The organism is Archangium sp. (assembly GCF_036389735.1).
Lineage (GTDB): Bacteria > Myxococcota > Myxococcia > Myxococcales > Myxococcaceae > Archangium.
In genome coordinates, this window is sequence record NZ_DASVWK010000237.1 from 1 (window position 1) to 2,735 (window position 2,735).

Annotated in this window: 2 protein-coding genes; one reads left to right on the forward strand and one right to left on the reverse strand. The window is 70.0% G+C overall.

Annotation, left to right across the window (positions count from 1 at the left end; all coding sequences use genetic code 11):
• On the forward strand, window positions 1-265 hold a 265-nt coding region (locus tag VF794_RS08620; RefSeq protein ID WP_331108704.1), incomplete at its 5' end, for a M3 family metallopeptidase.
• 231 nt (window positions 266-496) lie between these two features.
• Here VF794_RS08620 and VF794_RS08625 read toward each other — a convergent pair.
• Window positions 497-2,735: Kelch repeat-containing protein (locus VF794_RS08625; protein WP_331108705.1), on the reverse strand; the 2,239-nt coding region annotated here is incomplete at its 5' end.

The following is a 2,735-nucleotide window of genomic DNA, read 5'->3' on the forward strand; positions in this document are numbered from 1 at the left end:
CGGCTACTCGGCGGGCTACTACAGCTACCTGTGGTCGGACACCCTCACGGCCGACGCCTACGAGGCCTTCACCGAGGGCAAGGGGCCCTACGACAGCGCCGTGGCCGAGCGGCTGCGCAAGAGCGTCTTCTCCGTGGGTAACACCGTGGACCCCGCCGAGGGCTACCGGGCCTTCCGCGGCAAGGACGCCGGCATCAACGCCCTGATGCGCAAGCGCGGCTTCCCCGTCCCCGCCTCCGCGCCGAAGAAGAAGCAGGGGAAGTAGCGTCCCCTCGGGAAGAGTGAGGCGGTGGGTTCGAGCCCCGCCGCCTCCAATCACAGTCACCGGCTACTTGCCCGATGGCTCGTTGAATTCGATTCCGACAAACACAGGATAGCCGCCAGCGTCGCAACTGTCGGCCCAAAGCACCTTGAGCTTATTCTGCCGAGCCGAGGTCGGACCTCCCATCCAGCAGCAGAAATCCTGTCTGGGCGGCTTTGAACCTCCGCACGAGCGTCATGGCATTCCACCCAAGTCGTACACCTCTGAGGTGTACTGGCTGGCGTTGCTGTTGCCCGTGGTAACGAGCACCCGGCCATCCTTCAGCACGGTGGCCGTGTGCCCATAACGCCCCTGCGCCATGCTGCCCGTGGGGCACCAAGTCCCCGCGGCCGGGTCGTACAGCTCGGCGGTGGCGAGGATGCCGGTGGAGGCGTCATAGCCACCCGTGGCGAGCACCCGGCCGTCGGGCAGTACGGAGAGCGCGAGCCTGCGCCGGGGCGAGTGCAGGGAGCCCGTGGCCATCCACGCGCCCGTGGCCGGGTCATACAATTCCGCCGTGGTGCTCTGCGCCCCGTCCATGGCGCCGCCCACCACCAGCACCTGGCCGGAGGCGAGTAGCACGGCCGCGTGGTAACCGCGCGCGGTGGCCATGCCGCCAACGGAGGCCCACGTACCCGTCGCCGGGTCGTACACCTCCACAGAGGTCAGGCAGTTACTGCCCGTGCTGTTGCACTTGTCGCTGCTGGCATCAGTGAGTCCGCCGGCCACCAGCACGCGTCCATCCCCCAGCAGCGTGGCGCTGAAGGTCCGGCGGGCCTGGGCCATGCGCTGGGCGGCACTCCACGTCCCGGAGGCCGGGTCGTACACCTCGGCCGAGGCCAGCAGCGCGCCGGACGCGTCGGTACCGCCCATGACGAGCACCCGCCCGTCCTGCAGCCGCACCGCGCCGTGGTGCCGGCGGTACGTCCCCAGGTTGCCCGTGGCCGCCCACGTCCCCGTGGCCGCGTCATACACCTCCGCCGAGGCCGTGGCACTGGCGCCCTCACCCCCGGCCACCAGCACCCGCCCATCGCTCAGCAGGGTGGCGGTGTGGTTGCGGTGGGTGGTGCGCGAGGAGCCCGTGGCCCCCCAGGTGCCGGTGGCTGGGTCATACACCTCCACGGCCCGCGAGTAGCCACCCACCACCAGCACCCGTCCATCCTCCAGCCGCGTGGAGGAGTGCTGCAGGTGGAGGGCTGACGTGTTGCCTACGAGCGAGAAGGTCCCCGCGTTGGGCGTGCAGGCGTTGACGATGTCGACGAAGTCCTCGGCCACGGCGGAGTGGCCCTCGGAGTCGCTCACCTGGACGCGCACCTTGCGGAGCCCGGCCCGGTCCTGGACGGACGTGGAGAACGTCACCGGCAGCCCGGACACCTCGAACTGCCCATCCCCATCGAGGTCCCACGCGTAGCTGAGCACGTCGCCCTCGGGGTCCACGCCCACGGCGGTCAGCGAGACGGACTCGCCCGCCTGGACCTGGAAAGGCCCGTCGAGGAACACGCCCGGTGTGCCGAGCTGGGGCGCGAAGCTCCGGTACGCATAGGCCTGCGTCGTATGGGCGAGCGCCACCTCCTGGCTGAACAGCGGAGCATCCCGCTCATCCAGCAACCGGACGTTGCGCAGGGTGTAGGGGCCATCGGCCTTGGACAGGTAGAGATCCTCGGCGCGGAAGCGGAGCTCGACGGCGTTCTGGCTCGCTTGAGCCAGGACGGAGGTGTGGGTCCTCGCGACGACGGTGCCATCCGCAGCCGTCAGCTCGGCATACACCCCCAGCTTTCCACCCGCGTAGTCGGAGAGCACCTTCAGGGTGACGGCCAGGGCGCTGTTCAGCCCGGGAGCGTCGGTGCGCGGAATGGCACGGTCGGTGTGGCCGCGCTCCAGGCGGAGGGCTTGGGAGTGAAGCTGGATGTACTCGCGTCCACCCCGCTCGAAGGCGGTGCCGTCCGAGCGCTGGCCGGAGACGGACCAGTCGAGCGCGACATAACCGGAGGCCTGGGGGAGCGCGTAGCTCGCCGCGTACGCATCGCCCTGGAGGCGAGGCAGGTACACGGTCTCCGTGGTGCCCCCGGCGCGGCGCAGCGTCACCTGGACGTCGGCGTGGAGGACGGGCTCGGAGAAGCTCACGCGCAGCAGGGCCGTGGCACCGGGGTCGTAGAAGTCACGGTCGCTCGAGAAGGTGGCGCGCAGTGGGCTGTCGAAGGAGGCCGCGGTGGTGAAAGTGGTCCCCGCGGCGGGAACGTCTGCTCCTCCCTCGTAGACGAGCTGCCAGGTGCCCGGGCGGGCCTTGGGGAAGTAGTACACCGCATGCGTCGCCTCCGCCGAGTAGAGGACGACGTCCGGGTCCGGCTCCGTCGTCTCGACATTCTCCGGGTCGTTCGGGTCTCCCTGGATGGAGGCGGCATAGGCGGGGTCGATGACCTTGCCCGTGGGGTCC